The organism is Lederbergia citrea (genome assembly GCF_018343525.1).
In the GTDB taxonomy this organism is placed as follows: Bacteria; Bacillota; Bacilli; order Bacillales; family Bacillaceae_C; genus Lederbergia; species Lederbergia citrea.
Window position 1 is genome coordinate 404,779 of sequence record NZ_JAGYPH010000003.1, and the last position, 17,399, is coordinate 422,177.

The window sequence follows — 17,399 nt, forward strand, 5'->3', positions numbered from 1 at the left end:
AAAGGTTTCCTGTCTTCATGAACATCCTAGGAAACAACCTTTTTAATAACCTCTCTTTTCTTCTATAAGCGAAACTTTTCTTTGATAACTTTAGCAACTTCTTCTGCACTCAAATGTGTATTGTTTATTTTTATATAGTTTTCTTTTGTGATTTCTCCTTCCAATGAGTTTAACCTATACTTCTCCATCGTCGATCTTAAATGATGTTCAGACTCTTTAATGTTTCTTTTTGTCGGTTTATGTTCTAATCTATGTGGGCTCTTGTTACGCTCAAGCCTTTCCTCAATATCTGCTTCAAGCTCCACAAAATAAACAACTGCACCTTTGGATTCAAAAACATTACAGATTTTATCGACATAATCCCAGTCTCCTTGCTGGTCTAAAGCCCAAACATAAGTAAAAATTAATCCTGGCAAATCGCTTCGAGAAACAGCTTCAAATATTTCATGACGAAATAAACTTGATAATCTCCACATTTCAGCGCTGAAGCCGAAAAAAGGTTGGACTAAGTCAATCGTCATGTGATTATGAAAAAGTTTCAATTCTGTGATTTTTTCTAATTCATGTCCAACTGTCATTTTCCCGACAGCCTGCGGCCCAAATATTAGAATAAATTTCATAAATCCTCCTTTAGAAAAAAAGGTCCCGTGATCTGAGGTCCCTTAATATTGTAAAATCACATTTCTTATGTGCACTATGAGTTGTCACCCAACATTTTCCTTATTCTATCATTCTTTGAAAATAAACAATATTTTATTTTGAATATTTAAACTAAACGAAAATCTCCCCCCCTCTCGTGATAAGATTTCTGTTCTTCATCTATAACCACTTCTCCAAAAATGATTTTATTTCGACTCTCATATCCCCTGTTTCAAAATGGCCGATATTATATCGGATTAACTTCCAAGCATCTTCTGCATCATGTTCCTTATAAACAGCCTTCAACTGCTCATCGATAATGTCGAGCCCTCGTGATGGTGTTAATCGATCATAATTTCCAGCGAGGCTCAAATGTGGACGCGGAGCGATCAATGCATTAATATCTGATGCTGTAAAATGATTAAGGAGATTTGGAACAAAATAATAGATTCCATGCCCATCTAATCCTTGGGCTTCTATTAATGTTTGAAAATCACATAAACCACATAAGTCTACACATACTTTAATCCGCGGATCTAATGCTGCAAGCCACCAAGACATCGTGCTGCCCATCGATATCCCCATCGTCCCAATTCGATGTGTATCCACATCAGGACGAGAAAATAAAAAGTCAATTGCACGTAAACCATCGTACACCATATTTCCCCATAGCACTTGGCCTTTCCAAAGCATTTCCTTAAAAAGCTCACTTTCCGTTCTACCTCTTCTTTTACCAAATCCCCAAGCATCAATACAAAGTACAGCATATCCGAGTTTCGCCATTTCTTCTGCATACGGAGGATCTTGCAAATAATGATTGCCGTGAATCAATTCATCCTTACCAAGTACATAGTTTCCGCCGTGAGAATGATTAAACAGGATAGTTGGAAATGGCCCTTCTCCTTTTAAAAGTCGTACAAAATAAGCTGGTACTGCATCCACTCCATTTAAATCGAGCAGCCATTCTTCTAATATGTAGTGAGGAAAGACCTCTTCTTTTAGTTTTTTTGAAGAAATGGGTTGACTTCTTGGTGGTAAGTCGCCAAGCAATTGGTATAATTCCTTCCTGCGTGCTTCCGCTTTCATTGGAAATCATCTCCTTCTTGTTAAGGGCTTTTATTAAATGTTACCATCAAATAAATGGATTTTCCTTAAGGTAGGTGCAAGTAATGAAAAATATTTCTTTCACTCCACTCGGTGACGGTGCTATTGTCATTGATTTTGGCGAGGGAATCGGTTTGGAAAAAAATGAGCTGATTTTGGAATGGCAATATGCTATTGAAGCAAACCCCTTTCCTGGTTTTATTGAAGCTGTTCCAGCATATACAACCTTAACTATTTTTTACGACCCTGTTTCGGTAGGCACCGATTTTCCATATGAAACTGTAAAAAATGCGCTACAAAATCTTCCTATAAAAAATCAACAAACTGCACGCAAAGCTAAAATAGTAGAAATTCCCGTTTGCTACGAGGAGCCTTTTGCTCTTGACCTTGCGTTTGTTGCGGAGCAAAATGGTTTAACTAAACACGAGGTTATACAGCTTCATAGTGATAATGTGTATCACGTTTATTTTCTTGGATTTGCACCAGGATTCCCTTTTTTAGGAGGGATGAATGAAAAACTTTCTACTCCCCGCAGAAGCTCTCCGCGTTTAAAAATACCTGGAGGCGCTGTCGGAATCGCTGGTGGTCAAACGGGAATCTACCCTCTAACATCACCGGGTGGGTGGCAAATCATTGGGCGCACACCATTGCAGCTCTTTGACGTCAATGCCAACCCTCCGACTCTTATTTTACCAGGCGACCAAATTCGCTTTGTACCAATTAGCAAAGAAGACTATGCTGCCTGGGAGGAAAAATCATGAGTATTAAAGTAATTAAAAGTGGAATGTATACAATGATTCAAGATCTGGGTCGGCAAGGATGGCAACGTTTTGGCATTCCGGTTGGCGGAGCTATGGACGAGATGGCGGCTAAGCTGGTAAACATCGTGCTTGGTAATGATGAAAATGAAGCAGTAATAGAGATGACGCTCATCGGACCCACTCTCCAGTTTAAAGAAAATGCGATCATCGCCATTTTCGGTGCTAATATGTCTCCTAAGCTAAACGGTAAGACTGTGAAACATGGCAAACCCGTTCAAGTTAGAAACGGAGATTTTTTGAAATTCGGAGCAGCGAAATCCGGTGTCCGTTGCTATTTGTCTGTAAAAGGTGGATTCAAAATCGATAAAGTTTTACAAAGCCATAGCACATTTGTGCCAGCAGGGATTGGCGGTTTGAATGGACAAGTCTTAAAGTCAGGGGATCTTCTCCCTCTTAATAAACCACTCGTGCATAAAGAGGTAAATTGGGGTTTATCACATACATTTGAAAATTATTTTCAGACTAATGGCCCGATTCGTTTTATAAAAGGGCGCCAAAATGATTGGTTCACAAATAAATCAAAACAACAATTTGTTGAATCTTCTTATACAATAAGTTCGGATTCCAATCGAATGGGATTCCGTTTAAATGGTGGACCAGCGATCGATTTAATTGAAAAAAAGGAACTTACAACCGAGGGAACGGCATTCGGCTCGATTCAAATTCCACCAAATGGACAGCCAATTATTTTAATGGCTGACCGTCAGCCCACTGGTGGATATCCAAAGATTGGAGAAGTCATCCGCTGTGATCTCCCCCGTTTAAGTCAAATGAGACCGGGTGATAAACTGCGTTTTGAGGAAGTCACATTAGAAGAAGCCCAACGACTCTTGATTGATGAGCATCGTGAGTTGGCGGCGCTAAAATTAGCATTCCAATTAAAATGGAGGGATGATGCAAATGTATAAAGTCGATTTGAATTGTGATATAGGCGAAAGCTTTGGACAGTACACACTTGGCCACGATGAAGAAATCATGAAGCATATATCATCAGCCAACATCGCTTGCGGTTTTCACGCTGGCGATCCTTCCACGATGAATAAGACAGTAAAGCTGGCACTGGAAAATGGAGTAAGTATCGGAGCCCATCCCGGTTTGCCTGATCTTCAAGGATTTGGCAGGAGGGTGATGGCAATCTCCCCTCGTGAAGCGTACGAACTCGTTCTCTACCAAGTCGGTGCATTAAATGCATTCGTGACTGCCAAAGGCGGAAAGCTTCGCCATGTGAAACCGCATGGCGCGCTCTATAATATGGCAGCTGTTGATGAGAAACTTGCGGAAGCAATTGCTGAGGCGGTATATCAATTGGATCACGAGATTATTTTATATGGATTAGCCGGCAGTGAGTTGATAAAAGCAGGTGAAAAAATTGGACTGCATACAGCAAACGAAGTATTTGCAGATCGTACATATCAAAATGATGGCACGTTAACATCGAGGCAGAATCCGAATGCCCTCATTACAAATGTCGATGCTGCTATTTTTCAAGTAGTGAGAATGGTAAAAGAAAAGCGGGTTTCATCAGTGGAAGGTATAGATTTCTCTATTAGGGCTGATACCATTTGCATTCATGGAGACGGACCGAATGCCTTGGATTTCGCTAAAAAAATTAATGAAGCATTTGCTAAGGAAAACATTAGTATTCTAGCTAGATAATCGACAAAGGGATTGGTCGATTGACGGTGAAGAGGAAATTAGTTAGTTCAAGGGAGATCGATTGCGGTTCGATTGACCATGAAGTCGAAAATAGTTTGGTCAAGGGAAATCGACTACGGTTCGATTGACCGTGAAGAGGAAAAAAGTTAGTTCAGGGTAAATCGATTACGATTCGATTACCCGCGAAGACACAAATAGTTTGGTCACGGTCAATCGATCACGATTCGATTGACCGTGAATTAGCAAAAAGTTAGTTCAAGGGAAATCGATTGCGACGCGCTTCATGATTACCACTATCTGACTTCCCAAACCCCACTCCTTAAGGTCGGTCTCCATCCTGATCAGTGGTATGGGGCCGGCCTTTTTTCTAGTCTTGCGCCATTTTCCTCCGCATACATTATTCATATGACCTATTTAGGAGAGGATTATATGATTATACATGTGGTGAGTAGTGGAGAAACTTTGCGGAGCATTGCAAGCCGATTTGGCAGCACGGTCCAGCAAATTACAGCTGCAAATGAATTGCCGAATCCAGATCGTTTATTAATTGGGCAGGCGCTTGTGATCCCGATCGCTGCAACCCATCATACAGTAAGACGCGGTGAAACGCTTTGGCAAATCGCACAAAGATATGGTATTTCTTTCGAAGCAATTGTTCAGGCAAATCATCTTACAAATACGGCGATGATCAATGTTGGGACAATTCTCATCATCCCCCCTCGCACCCACACAGTCCAGGCAGGTGAAACTTTGCAGGAAATTGCCCAGCGTTACGGAACAACCGCCCGGGAGATTATCAAAATGAATCGAATTCAGCAACCGAATGCAATAGGTGTTGGCACAGTATTAATCATTCCATTTCCAAAACCGCCTGCTGATGTGAATGCATACATTATTAATATGGGTGCTGAAGGTGGAAAAGAAATCCGGGATGTTGGCGAGCATTTGACGTATATGTCACCATTTGGTTATAGAATGCTTGAAGACGGTGGATTAGGAACCATTCAAGATGCCGAGGCCATTCAAGCTTCAATACAAAATCAAGTAGTTCCTATTATGTGCATTACGAATTTCACGTTTAAGGATCCGGGTACAAAATTAGCACATACCATCCTTTCAAGCCCAGAACTGCAGGAAAAGCTGCTTACAAATGTAATTAATACGATGAAAGCAAAAGGTTACCGTGGTTTAAATATCGATTTCGAAAATGTACGGCAAACAGATCGGGAACTGTACAATCAATTTTTACAGCGGGCGGTCAACCGACTGCATCCACTCGGGTATTTTGTTTCAACCGCACTCGCGCCGAAAACGAGCGGTGAACAGAAAGGGCTTTTATATGAGGCACATGATTACGCGGCACATGGGAGAATTGTCGACTTCGTTGTCTTAATGACATACGAATGGGGTTACCGGTTTGGCCCGCCGCAAGCGATCTCACCGCTCAATTTGATGAGGCAAGTGATCGATTACGCCGTTACCGTCATTCCACGAAATAAGATTTTCATGGGCTTCCAGCTTTATGCCCGTGACTGGGTGCTGCCACATGTTCAAGGACAAGAAGCAGAAACGTTTGACATGCAGGAGGCAGTCAGGCGCGCATCAAAATATGGAGTCGCCATTCAATATAACCAAACAGCTCAAACGCCATTTTTCCGCTATACAGATGAACAGGGCCGCCAACATGAAGTTTGGTTTGAAGACGCCCGCAGCGCCCAAGCCAAATTTGATTTAGTAAAAGACTATGGATTGCGTGGCGTCAGCTATTGGGTGCTAGGCTACCCTTTCCCGCAAAATTGGCTGCTGCTTGAAGATAACTTCCGTGTGAGAAAAATATAACGAAAGGGGTCAGCCTAGACTGACCCCTTAACAGTTATCCAATTAACACATCCTCTTGCGGATAGCGGACCTTACATTGATCCGGCTTTGCCAAAGAAAAAGCTAATGTTAATGGACCAATCTTCCCCAGAAACATCATGAAAATAATGACGCCTTTTCCAACAGTGCTCAAATAAGCGGTAATCCCCATTGATAAGCCCACCGTTCCGAAAGCGGATACAACTTCATACATCAATTGCATGAAAGGCAAATCCTCTGTAACATTCAATATGAATAAAGCAAAAAATATAAATAGTAAACTAATGATCGTGACTGCGAGTGCTTTGTATATATGGGCGTGGTTAATCGTCCTATTTAAATAGGTGACCTCTTTTTTCCCTTTTAAAAAAGTTGCTACAGCTAATAAAATAATGAGGAACGTAGTCAACTTAATCCCGCCCCCAGTCGATGCACTCCCTGCACCAACAAACATGAGAAGCAGCATATATAAAACAGTTGAATTTTCCAATCCCGCGATATCAATCGTATTAAAGCCCGCCGTCCTCGTAGTTATGGCTTGAAAATATGATGCCCACCATTTATCAGCTGTATCTAACCCTCCCATTGTATGTGGATTTTGGAACTCTAGTAAAAAAATAATGAGCATTGAAACAATATTTACAAACAAAGTTCCAAAGATCATTAATTTTGAATGCAAAGACAAATACTTCAATTTCTTTGAGGACCAAAGATCGGATATCACTGTAAAACCAATACCGCCAATAATAATCAAACTCGTTATGACGAGATTTACAACTGGACTGCCTACATAGCGGGATAAATTATCCGGCCATAAGGCGAATCCTGCATTGTTAAACGCGGAAATAGAGTGAAAAAAACTAAAGTAAATCCCTTTACCAAAGCCATACTCTGGAACCCATTTTAAGCATAATATGATGACTGCGATTCCTTCAATTGCAAATGAAAAAACAAATAAATTGCGGACAAGTTTAATCACGCCGCCAATTGAAATTTGGTTTAATGCATGCTGCATAACCACTCTTTGTTTCAAGCCAATTTTTTTCCGAAGCATAATAAAAATCAGCACGGAAAAGGACATGATACCTAGGCCGCCCACTTGAATAAGGATCATGATGATGATTTGCCCAAATGTTGTAAATGTCCCACTGGCGTCGACTGTATTAAGTCCTGTAACGGTTACGGCGGATGTGACAGTAAACAATGCATCTATCCACGATATTGTAGTTATCGATGCGATAGGCAGCTTTAATAGTAGAGTTCCTAGAGTAATAAAACTAAAAAATACAAGAATTAATAATCGCGATGGACTAATATGCATCGTTTTTTTGAACATCATCATACTCCGTCTTCTTCGAATCTATGAATATGCTCGTTTCTTCCCATTACAATTAACATATCTCCTTCCAGAACCATTTCATCAACACCAGGAGCGACGATCAAATTTTTCCTTCTTTGGATACCGATGATTATACATCCGTACTTTGCACGAACATCCAACTGCATAATCGTTTTATGATTTAACTTTGATGTAGCGATAATTTCCACAATACTATGTTCTTTAGACAACTCGATATAATCAATAATCTTTTCCGAAGTGACCTTATTAGCAATTTTTATCGCCATATCACGTTCAGGATGGATCACCCTATCGGCTCCAATTTTCTCAAGCACTTTTTGGTGATAAACATTGGTCGCTTTTACCCAAACTTCTTTAACTCCTAGTTCTTTCAATAATAGTGTCGTGAGTACACTTTCTTCAATATTGCCACCAAAAGATACGATGACGTGGTCGATGTTGCGAATCCCCAATTGTACTAAGGCGTGCTCATCAATTCCGTTGATCTGCGCTGTAAATGTTGCAAATTTACTATACTTTTCAACGCGTTCCTCATTTTTATCAATCGCCAAAACTTCCACACCTAAACGACTGAATTCCTCTACCAAATTACCGCCGAAACGGCCCAAACCAATCACTGCAAATTGCTTTTTCACGATGACTTCCTCCTTTGTTTGGACCCTTACTCTACAAAGATTTATGGAATAAACCTACTCCTATCATCGCTAGTTGTCAAACACTTTTTTCTCCCTCGATTCGACACAAACAAAAGCGAAAGCGCCTTGATAGCCCCGACAAGCAAATGTTCTGAGGCAAAAAAAGTCCGATCTTGACTTTTATTGCCTCAGGTTATTTAGGAACATCGGCTAAGAGCGCCGCGTCCTGCGGCAACGCCGATGGACCCGCTTCCGTGCGGGCCTCGAGGGGCTAGGCGCTGGAGCTGGAAGACTACTAACTTTTTTGCAACTTATCCATACAGTGTTATTTTATAGTTCCCTTAAAAAATAAGAACAAATGAATAGTTACTTACTTTTGACAAGTGGTAATCTTTACGTTACAATTATCTTGAATTCGAGATATATTTTCTCCAAAGTATGGGAATATACACCTTATAGGAGGTTTTTCATATGGAATTAAAAGGTATACACCATGTTTCCGCAATGACAGCAAATGCTGCATTAAACTTAGATTTTTATACAAAAGTAATGGGTCTCCGTCTCGTTAAGAAAACAGTGAACCAGGATGACACATCTGTCTACCATCTTTTTTATGGGGACGAAAGAGGTAATCCGGGTACGGAACTCACATTTTTTGAAATCCCGAATGCTGGACCGAATCATGAAGGCGTCAGCAGTATCTCCGCCCTTTCGCTTCGTGTAGCAAATGATGAAGCACTCGCCTTTTGGAAAAAGCGTTTTGAAGAACTAGGAATCGATCATGAGGAAATCACTGAGCGAGCTAATCGTGCAACATTAGCATTTACGGATCCAGAAGGCCAACGCCTCATTCTTGTTTCTGATGAAAATAATGAAGGTGTTGCTTCAGGGACGCCTTGGGAAAAGAGCCCGGTGCCACAAAATCACAGTGTCACAGGATTAGGACCAGTGAAACTAACAGTACGTATGGCAGAGCCAACTGCCGCAGTATTGACTGAGTTGATGGGATTCCGTCTAAAAGGACAGTATCCAAACCATGTAGCTGGACAACCTGATATTGTCGTTTATGAAACGGGCGAAGGCGGCAGTGGAGCAGAAATCCACCTGGAAGAAAGAAACGATCTTCCACCAGAACGTTTAGGGCGCGGCGGAGTACACCATGTTGCATTCCGTGTTGAAAATGACGAAGAACTGCGCAATTGGATCGACCATATTCGTAACGCGAGATTCCCGAATTCGGGATTCGTTGACCGCTTCTACTTCCGTTCATTATATTTCAGGGAACCAAATGGAATTCTTTTTGAACTTGCGACTGATGGACCAGGTTTTGATACGGATGAACATATTGATCACTTGGGTGAATCACTTGCACTCCCTCCGTTCCTCGAGCCGCAGCGTGATGAAATTGAAGCACATTTAAAACCTTTACAAACAAAATAATTGGAGGTCATTTGAGTGAAGCATATTTTTCAACAGGGGCAAGATCCTAACGCCCCTACCCTGCTTCTTTTGCACGGTACAGGTGGAACAGAACAGGATTTATTGGGGATTGGAAAAATGATATCGGAAGGCTCCTCTCTCTTAAGTGTGAGAGGGAATGTTTTGGAGAATGGAATGCCCCGCTTTTTCCGCAGGCTTGCAGAAGGTGTGTTTGATGAAGAAGATTTGATCTTTCGCACTGAAGAATTAAAACAATTTTTAGATGACAGCGCCCAAGAATATCAGTTTGATAGAAATAACGTTATCGCCGTTGGCTACTCAAACGGAGCAAATATTGCAGGCAGCTTATTGTTTCATTTTCAAGACAGCTTGAAAGGTGCAATACTATTTCACCCTATGGTGCCAAGACGTGGGATAGACCTGCCGGATTTATCAGACATTAACGTATTTATCGGTGCTGGAAAAAACGATCCCCTTTGCCCGCCGGAAGAATCGGAAGAGCTTACCGAAATTTTGCAAACGGCTGGTGCAGACGTGCAAATTCATTGGGAAAACCACGGTCATCAATTGACAATTGGAGAAGTTGAAAAGTCTGCAGAGTGGTTTAAAAAGTTGTCCAAATAGGTTTGTTATGGCCGCTGCATTTAGCGGCTTTTTTCATTTGATTGTAATAAGTAAACCTCCCCCTCAATACATATGAGTAAACAAGTTATAGGTGGGGATATATGTGGAGGTCAGTTTACTATCTATTTTATTTTTGGGATTTGTTCTTGGAATTAAGCACGCAATTGAGCCGGACCATGTAATCGCTGTTTCTACAATCGCCAGCCAAAGTAAAAAATTATCTCGTGCCTCTTTAGCTGGGGTATTTTGGGGAATTGGGCATACAGCAACATTATTTATCGTCGGGATCATTCTCATTCTTATGAAGGATGAAATACCTCTGAAGTGGGAGTTATCACTAGAATTTATAGTAGGGATCATGCTCGTTTATCTTGGCATAACAACGATCATTTCTTTTAAAAATATCCATCGGCATAAGCATGATGAGGTACCGCATCACTATTTGCATTCCCATAAACATAGTGGGCGGCATGAACATCAACATAAAAAGAAGGTATCCTATACGAAATCCTTATTAATTGGCTTAGTTCATGGTTTGGCGGGAAGCGGTGCAATGGTTCTATTAACGATGAGTACTGTAAAAACGGTGTGGGAAGGTGCTATTTATATCGTCGTGTTCGGGATGGGAACCGTTGTTGGGATGCTATTCTTTACAACCATTATTGGGATACCATTTGCGCTAAGCGCTAAAAAACGCAGTCTAAATAGACCACTTGCCCAATTGACCGGAATTATCAGTACCGTATTCGGGATTTATTATATGTACACTCTAGGGATAACGGAAGGATTATTCAAACTCTGGATTAATTAATCCTCTGCCTCGTATCTAAAAACAGGAGCTATAATATACCCCAATGATACAAGTTCGAAAAATGATCGGAATTAATAAGCTTGTTGGTGGTCTGTACACAATATTGTTACAACCGCATTGGATAAATAATTTATTGACATGCAGTGCCGCTACAAGTAGGCGTTGCATGTTTTTTTATACATTGATACTCGCAAGTCCGTAGCTATCATGAATGAAATATCAGTGTCATATATATCAAATAGCTGGAACCGCTTATAACCATGGGGGTGAAATATGTTTATTTACGTTGTGAAGTCAGGTGATTCTGTTTTTTCCATTGCGAATAAATATCGGATTCCAATGAATAGCGTACGGATCATCAATGGTTTACAAACGGATCAATTGGTGCCAGGTCAGGATTTACTGATTCCTTCAACCGTATATATTGTTCAACCTGGCGATTCACTTTATAAAATTGCCCAAATGGCTTTAGTTCCCATAGAAACCATTCGTCTTTTCAATGGTCTTCATACAGATGTATTAATGATCGGTATGAGTTTGTACTTGCCCCCAAGAAAAAAGGATTTGGTTGAAACTTTCAGTTATTTAGTGCCCTCAACACCAGAAAAAAACCGGGTCAATGTTCAAACTTTCGCTTCACTAAATTCGTATTTCGGTGTATTTGAATACCATATTCTTGAAGACGGAAATTTAAGTTCTTTAAATGATCAAAATCTCGTTACATTAATAAGAGCAAATGGGGTAGCACCTATTGCCGTCATAACCAATTTAACTGCAAGTGGGTTTAGCTCTGAATTAACAAAACGAATTTTAAATAACCCGATTTTAAGACAGAAAGTCATTGATAATATTTACAATTTGGTTAAAAGTAAAAAATACGCTGGAGTTAATATTGATTTTGAGCGGGTCCGTGAAAGTGAAAGAGATTTATACAGCGGTTTTTTACACGCGATCAGAAATCGTTTAAGACCAGAAGGCTTTTCTACATCCGCAGCTGTTCCAGCCAAAACGGATGATCAAATTCCGTGGCTAAAAGGATATGATTATGGGGGAATTGGAGCAGCAGTTGATTTTGTATTTATCATGGCCTATGACTGGCATGAAGCAAGCAGTCCCCCCGGCCCTGTCGCTCCAATTATTGAAGTAAGGAAAACGATCGAGTATGCGCTTCGGTTTATGGGCAGGAATAAAATAATTCTTGGTGTTGCCCGTTATGGATACGACTGGACCATGTCTAATGGAAAGGTTGTTAGCGCTCGGGCCCATTCCATATCTGATTCAATCAATATTGCCATGAGATATCGGGTTCCTATTCAGTATTCCATTCAATACCAGCAGCCGTATTTTTCCTATCGCGATGAAACCGGAAATTACCATATTGTCTGGTTCGAGGATATAAAGGCCCGGGCTAAAAAATATCAACTGGTATTCGACTATCAGTTAAGAGGTGTAGGCGCATGGCAACTAGCATTGCAGTTCCCTCAATCCGACAATTTAATAAATGAGTATTTTCGCAAAAAGACGGTGATTTAAATTTATTTCATCGTCTCTTTCCTTTCGTAGTTTAGATTGACAGATTTTATTTCTTTACTCTCTCCCTTTTCCTTTTAAATTCAAACTGGATACTACCTTCCCGCTTATCTTGCCATACGATGTATGCATCAAATGTTTTTTTTCCTTTAAATCCTTTGATTAGATTTGTCTTACCTTTATCAAGCAGTTTTTTTACATTCGTTTCGCTTAATGACTTTCCAAGCAGTTTCTTTGTCAATATGAATTTGCAACTCGCTGTTTTATACGCAGAGCAGCCGTAAATCCTCCCTTTGTCGACAACGCCCGCACCGCATATAGGACATGGTCCGAGCTGTTGATCCGCTTTTACCGCCGCCTTATACTGTTTCATATCCCATGACGCAGATTGCTGAATGGCATCTTGGACAAGTTTTTCAGCGAGCTTCTTTGACTGGTCGATAAAGTTTTTAGGTGGTGCCTCCCCTTGTCCTATTTCCTTTAAACGCTGTTCCCAGCGCCCTGTCAGTTCCGGCGATGCGAGCAAAGTATCCTTTACTGCATCTATTAAAATAAACGCTTTTTGGCATGGAGCGACCCGGTGCTGGATTATTTCAATATAGTCCAGCTGTTTCAGGCGCTCGATAATATTGGAGCGTGTACTTTCCTCCCCAAGACCCGACACAGCTTTCAACACTTTGCCTACTTCTTTATCTTCCACTGACTGGCCCACATTTTTCATTGCTGTAATTAGCTCGCCTTCCGTAAAACGTTTTGGGGGAGTCGTTTTTCCTTCTGTCACTTTGACAGGATTTGCGACTCCTTGCTCCTTTTCTTTCACATCTGGAAGCAGCGCATCTTCTTCTTTTTGATCATCAAAGATTACAGTTCGCCAACCAGGTGTTAAAAGTTGTTTACCTTTCGTCATGAACTTATGCTCACTAACATTTGTTTGAATGCTTGTGTGGGAAAAAATCGCCGGACCATAATGAGCGGCAATCAAGGACCTGGCAATGATATCGTATATTTTCTGTTCATCATTGCTCAATCTATTTAAAGGCGGAATTTTCTCTGTTGGGATGATGGCGTAATGATCTGAAACAAGTTTTTCATTTACATACCGCTTGTCCGATAAAATAGAACGCGATGTTTTCGCTGCCAGCTCCCGGTATGGTTCTAGTGCTCCGAGCTTTTTCAAAATTTCCGGAAAAACTTCAGCTTCCCCTTTTGTCACATGGTTGCTGTCTGTACGCGGATAGGTCACATAAGACTTTTCGTACAATGATTGGGTTACTTCCAAGGTTTTTTTCGGAGAAAATTTGAAGCGTTTATTAGCAAGTGCCTGCAAAGTAGATAAGCTGTTAAAGGCAGGCGGCTGCACATGTTTTCGTTCAATCTTCACCTCTGCAATGAGGGCCTCTTTTCCATTCGTCGCTTCCTGAATGGCAACAGCATCTTCTTTCTTATCAAACCGTGTGCCATTTTCCATCGTGTACTTTCCTTCATATATTTTCCCATCCATATTAAAGGTCGCGACTACTTCAAAAAACGGTTTCGATACAAATTCTTGAATTTCCCTCTCCCTATTCACAATCATGGCGAGCGTTGGCGTTTGAACACGTCCAACGGAATAGACGGAACGCTCCACACCTTTCGATTGAATCAGTAAAGTGTAAACACGACTTGCATTCATGCCGATCAGCCAATCCGCGTAGCTTCTGGCCATCGCCTCAAAATAGAGTGGCTGGGTCGATTCAATCCTCAATAAATTTTGAAACGCTTTTTCTACCGCTTTTGGTGTCAAGCTATTTACCCAAAGCCGTCTCATTGGCTTTTTTACGCCGGACATGCGAATGACGAGTCGTACAATCAGTTCCCCTTCGCGTGCCGGGTCTCCTGCAGCAATGATTTCATTAACTCTTGGGTCTGTCAGAACGGCCTTCACTGCTTTGAATCTACTCGCTTTAGATGGGATCACTTTATATTTAAATGAATCTGGAATCATCGGAAGAGTCTCAAGCCGCCATTTTTTCAAGGAAGCATCCATCACATGCGGCTCGGCAATTTCAAACAAATGCCCGCTGCACCAAGTCATTAGCGCACCTTGGGGAAACATCCCGCATGGCGCAATCTCAATATGCGTTCCTTTTTTTGAATGCTTGAATGGCGCTGCCAAAGCTTGGGCTTGCAATGCTTTCTCCGCTACAATTGCCTGCATGTTTTTCTCTCCTTCATCAAAATAAAAACACACGTTCGTTTATTATCATTGTAAACGATGGCGTGTATTTTTGTAATAGCATTATTCACTTTTTTTCTTTCCGACTAAAATATTTAAATCCACGGTAATATCCATTGAAAGCATTTCGCTCATTCTTCTCAGCTTCTTCTCATTTGCCGACCAGGATAATGGGGTCATCTTTACCAACTCATTTAAAAGCGGTTGTTCCAAATGAGTACTGTAACGGACGCTTTGTGAATTTACCAAATCAAATTTCTCTTCAAATCTTGCCAAAGTTTTTTCATTATCAAAGGCTTCCCTTTCCTCATAGAAAACTTCTCGTAATTCCTTTAGATAATCTTGGTTCGGAATTACTTTTATGAGAAAGCCATCGTCTGTAAGTAATCTGTCAAACTCAGCGTAATTAGATGGAGATAAAATGTTTAAAATGAATGGAAATTTATCGCTGGCGAGAGGACAGTTTGCCAAATCAGCGACAAGCCAAATCGTTTTTGTCGATTTACTTGCTGCAAGCTGGACGCCTTCTTTTGAAATATCCGCACCAAATCCAATGGTGTCACTAGCCACATAATCTTGAATTTGTGCTAAATGCGACCCTTCGCCACATCCTGCATCTAAAATCGCAGTACCATGGTTTTGGCCGATTTCCTTTTCAATGAGTTTCCCAATTGTTTCTACGAGCGGGTGAAAAAATCCACTCTCAGCGATTTTTTGCCGGGAATGAAATAAAGCTTTATCATATTTCGTATTAATCGATTGTGCCAGCATATGGATATAGCCCTTTTTTGCCAAATCATAGCTATGTCCTTTTATACAAATGAGTGTGTGATCATTGTCCATAGACATCTGGTTGGAACAAATCGGACATCTAAAAAAATGCGCATGTTTCGAAATAATTTTGGCGGCAATCTCTTTTTTGCTCTGTTGGGACAAAATTATGACCTCCCTTGTCCTTTATCATAACATTATTTTATATTCATCCGCGCCTAGAGTTTAGTCGATTTCCTTTTTGTATAAATAATATGTATAGCGAAAAACTAACCTATCTATCATTAAAATTATCCAAAGGAGTTTTTTTAGTGAACAAAGATCTTTCTTACGGAAATGACTATAAATACATTCCGGCGACATCAGTAAATAGTGGTGATGGAATCGAAGTCCTTCCCGATTTATACTGTCATACCATTCAAATTGTTAATATCATCCTAGTTGGAAAACCTGATTCTAAAGATTTTGTATTAGTTGATGCGGGTATGCCGAATTCGGCTGATAAAATAATTACAACAATAGAGAACCGTTTTGGAGAAAATAGTCGTCCGAAGGCTATTTTATTAACTCACGGTCACTTTGACCATGTTGGAGCAATCATCGATTTAGTTAAACATTGGGGTATTCCCGTATATGCCCATGAATTAGAACTTCCTTTTCTTACAGGGAAAATGAGTTACCCAGAAGCAGATCCCACTGTTGAAGGTGGAATGGTCGCTAAAATGTCACCTATGTTCCCGAATGAACCGATTAACTTAGGAAGTAATGTAGAAAAGCTTCCTTCAGATGGAAGTGTTCCTCATCTGCCAGAATTCCGTTGGATTCATACGCCCGGACATTCACCTGGACATGTATCGTTTTTCAGGGAAGCAGACAGGGCTTTGATTGCTGGTGACGCATTTGTTACCGTTAAACAAGAATATCTTTATAAAGTATTGACGCAAGAACAAGAAATTAGCGGCCCTCCAAGATATTTTACCCCTGACTGGGCGGCAGCCTTTGAATCGGTCAAAAAGTTGGAGGCTTTAAAACCAAAAACAGCGATAACGGGTCATGGTTTACCAATGTCAGGTGAATTGTTAGAAAGCAGTTTAAAAAAGCTTGTTGAGGAATTCGATCAGATCGCCATTCCTGACCATGGCAAATATATAGATAAACATTCACACTAACAAAGGCTGCAGCCTTTGTTAATGTGAGGATCTATTAATACTGTTGATTTCCACTTCAGGCACTTCGCTTTCCGCGGGGCGAGTGGCAAGCCTCCTCGGGCTTCGCCCTGTGGGGTCTTGCCTATCTCGCATCTCCCGCAGGAGTCTTCGTGCCTTCCGCTCCAATCAACGTATTTACAATATAATGAGGCTTACTCTGGGGTTGCCTTTTTAAATGGTCATAAAAATCAACGTTATGATTTTCTGCCTGTTTTAATAAGTAATCTATGCGTTTCTTTAATGATTGAAAACCTGATACAGTGTGTTCCAACTCCCTTCGTGATGACAACGTTGACTATCATCATAGACAACGATTGTACTTTTCCCCATACTTACGTCAAGTGCAACGACATATTTCGTCTTTTTTTCCTCTTTATTAACATAGAAGTCTCCACAGGTTAAGGATAAATATTGTCATGATAATGGTCAAAATGCTATCGAGAAGGATGAATTATTGGTTAGGAGGAGCGTTCGCTCGACTCCTGCGGGAAATGCGAGACAGCCGAGACCCTGCAGGAGCGTAGCGACGAAGCGGCTCGGCGCTCGCCCCGCGGAAAGCGAGCGGTAAGCTTTGGAAAACCTGCTCTATCCTATTTAAAATTAAAGACTGTAGACAATATCTCGAGTTTGTCTACAATCTAAACAAAGGCTGCAGCCTTTGTTTTTTTATGTCGAAGACAATTTCCGAATTTTTTTAACCTTCTTCAACTTTTTTACTCAATTGTCAA

At 40.8% G+C, this 17,399-nt stretch carries 15 protein-coding genes; 9 read left to right on the forward strand and 6 right to left on the reverse strand.

Features of this window, described 5'->3' with window-relative positions; translation table 11 throughout:
* Nucleotides 1-62 precede the first annotated feature (62 nt).
* Nucleotides 63-620: an AAA family ATPase gene (locus KHA88_RS16470; protein ID WP_213108375.1), complete on the reverse strand. Its 558-nt coding sequence runs from the start codon at nucleotides 618-620 to the stop codon at nucleotides 63-65.
* A 199-nt stretch (nucleotides 621-819) separates the two neighbouring features.
* Nucleotides 820-1,725, reverse strand: a complete 906-nt coding sequence (locus KHA88_RS16475) for a dienelactone hydrolase family protein (RefSeq protein ID WP_213122518.1) — start codon at nucleotides 1,723-1,725, stop codon at nucleotides 820-822.
* 83 nt (nucleotides 1,726-1,808) lie between these two features.
* On the opposite strand from KHA88_RS16475, the gene pxpB reads away from it, so the two are divergent.
* From pxpB to KHA88_RS16495, 4 genes are all read left to right on the forward strand, one after another.
* Complete coding sequence (pxpB, locus tag KHA88_RS16480) at nucleotides 1,809-2,504, forward strand: 5-oxoprolinase subunit PxpB (protein ID WP_213108377.1); 696 nt, start codon at nucleotides 1,809-1,811, stop codon at nucleotides 2,502-2,504.
* Nucleotides 2,501-3,472 (forward strand): 5-oxoprolinase subunit C family protein, encoded by a 972-nt coding sequence (locus tag KHA88_RS16485; protein ID WP_213108378.1) that lies wholly within the window; start codon nucleotides 2,501-2,503, stop codon nucleotides 3,470-3,472. The genes pxpB and KHA88_RS16485 overlap by 4 nt, the downstream gene beginning before the upstream one ends.
* On the forward strand, nucleotides 3,465-4,220 hold the full coding sequence (locus KHA88_RS16490) for a LamB/YcsF family protein (RefSeq protein WP_213099080.1): 756 nt from the start codon (nucleotides 3,465-3,467) through the stop codon (nucleotides 4,218-4,220). The genes KHA88_RS16485 and KHA88_RS16490 overlap by 8 nt, the downstream gene beginning before the upstream one ends.
* 429 nt (nucleotides 4,221-4,649) lie before the next feature.
* Nucleotides 4,650-6,059, forward strand: a complete 1,410-nt coding sequence (locus KHA88_RS16495) for a glycoside hydrolase family 18 protein (RefSeq protein ID WP_213122519.1) — start codon at nucleotides 4,650-4,652, stop codon at nucleotides 6,057-6,059.
* Between the two features lie 34 nt (nucleotides 6,060-6,093).
* On the opposite strand, the gene KHA88_RS16500 is transcribed toward KHA88_RS16495, so the two are convergent.
* Both KHA88_RS16500 and KHA88_RS16505 read right to left on the reverse strand, forming a co-directional pair.
* Nucleotides 6,094-7,413, reverse strand: coding sequence for a TrkH family potassium uptake protein (locus KHA88_RS16500; RefSeq protein ID WP_430413670.1), 1,320 nt, complete (start codon nucleotides 7,411-7,413; stop codon nucleotides 6,094-6,096).
* 2 nt (nucleotides 7,414-7,415) lie between these two features.
* Nucleotides 7,416-8,072, reverse strand: a complete 657-nt coding sequence (locus KHA88_RS16505) for a potassium channel family protein (RefSeq protein WP_213122520.1) — start codon at nucleotides 8,070-8,072, stop codon at nucleotides 7,416-7,418.
* Nucleotides 8,073-8,543: 471 nt separating this feature from the next.
* Here KHA88_RS16505 and KHA88_RS16510 point away from each other — a divergent pair, with 471 nt between their 5' ends.
* From KHA88_RS16510 to KHA88_RS16525, 4 genes are all read left to right on the forward strand, one after another.
* A complete protein-coding gene (locus KHA88_RS16510) occupies nucleotides 8,544-9,512 on the forward strand; it encodes a ring-cleaving dioxygenase (protein WP_213122521.1) in 969 nt (322 codons plus the stop codon).
* Between the two features lie 15 nt (nucleotides 9,513-9,527).
* Nucleotides 9,528-10,136, forward strand: coding sequence for an alpha/beta hydrolase (locus KHA88_RS16515; RefSeq protein WP_213099075.1), 609 nt, complete (start codon nucleotides 9,528-9,530; stop codon nucleotides 10,134-10,136).
* A gap of 103 nt (nucleotides 10,137-10,239) precedes the next feature.
* Nucleotides 10,240-10,947: a HoxN/HupN/NixA family nickel/cobalt transporter gene (locus KHA88_RS16520; RefSeq protein ID WP_213122522.1), complete on the forward strand. Its 708-nt coding sequence runs from the start codon at nucleotides 10,240-10,242 to the stop codon at nucleotides 10,945-10,947.
* 273 nt (nucleotides 10,948-11,220) lie between these two features.
* The gene (locus KHA88_RS16525) at nucleotides 11,221-12,480 is read left to right on the forward strand and encodes a glycoside hydrolase family 18 protein (protein ID WP_213122523.1); all 1,260 of its coding nucleotides are present in this window, start codon (nucleotides 11,221-11,223) and stop codon (nucleotides 12,478-12,480) included.
* A gap of 46 nt (nucleotides 12,481-12,526) precedes the next feature.
* Here the strand turns inward: KHA88_RS16525 and KHA88_RS16530 are convergent, their stop codons facing one another.
* Both KHA88_RS16530 and KHA88_RS16535 read right to left on the reverse strand, forming a co-directional pair.
* Entirely contained in the window at nucleotides 12,527-14,674 is a 2,148-nt protein-coding gene (locus KHA88_RS16530; protein WP_213122524.1) for a type IA DNA topoisomerase, read from the reverse strand.
* 81 nt (nucleotides 14,675-14,755) lie between these two features.
* The gene (locus tag KHA88_RS16535) at nucleotides 14,756-15,628 is read right to left on the reverse strand and encodes a putative RNA methyltransferase (RefSeq protein WP_249313263.1); all 873 of its coding nucleotides are present in this window, start codon (nucleotides 15,626-15,628) and stop codon (nucleotides 14,756-14,758) included.
* 146 nt (nucleotides 15,629-15,774) lie between these two features.
* Between KHA88_RS16535 and KHA88_RS16540 the strand changes: the two genes are divergently transcribed.
* Entirely contained in the window at nucleotides 15,775-16,632 is an 858-nt protein-coding gene (locus KHA88_RS16540) for an MBL fold metallo-hydrolase (RefSeq protein ID WP_213108384.1), read from the forward strand.
* Nucleotides 16,633-17,399 lie beyond the last annotated feature (767 nt).

Bases quoted from the DNA above. Each gene is read 5' to 3' on its own strand.
- KHA88_RS16500 (WP_430413670.1), bottom strand. From the start codon at position 7,413: ATGTTCAAAAAAACGATGCATATTAGTCCATCGCGATTATTAATTCTT.
- KHA88_RS16525 (WP_213122523.1), top strand. From the start codon at position 11,221: ATGTTTATTTACGTTGTGAAGTCAGGTGATTCTGTTTTTTCCATTGCG.
- KHA88_RS16485 (WP_213108378.1), top strand. From the start codon at position 2,501: ATGAGTATTAAAGTAATTAAAAGTGGAATGTATACAATGATTCAAGAT.
- KHA88_RS16470 (WP_213108375.1), bottom strand. From the start codon at position 620: ATGAAATTTATTCTAATATTTGGGCCGCAGGCTGTCGGGAAAATGACA.
- pxpB (WP_213108377.1), top strand. From the start codon at position 1,809: ATGAAAAATATTTCTTTCACTCCACTCGGTGACGGTGCTATTGTCATT.
- KHA88_RS16475 (WP_213122518.1), bottom strand. From the start codon at position 1,725: ATGAAAGCGGAAGCACGCAGGAAGGAATTATACCAATTGCTTGGCGAC.
- KHA88_RS16510 (WP_213122521.1), top strand. From the start codon at position 8,544: ATGGAATTAAAAGGTATACACCATGTTTCCGCAATGACAGCAAATGCT.
- KHA88_RS16490 (WP_213099080.1), top strand. From the start codon at position 3,465: ATGTATAAAGTCGATTTGAATTGTGATATAGGCGAAAGCTTTGGACAG.
- KHA88_RS16530 (WP_213122524.1), bottom strand. From the start codon at position 14,674: ATGCAGGCAATTGTAGCGGAGAAAGCATTGCAAGCCCAAGCTTTGGCA.
- KHA88_RS16495 (WP_213122519.1), top strand. From the start codon at position 4,650: ATGATTATACATGTGGTGAGTAGTGGAGAAACTTTGCGGAGCATTGCA.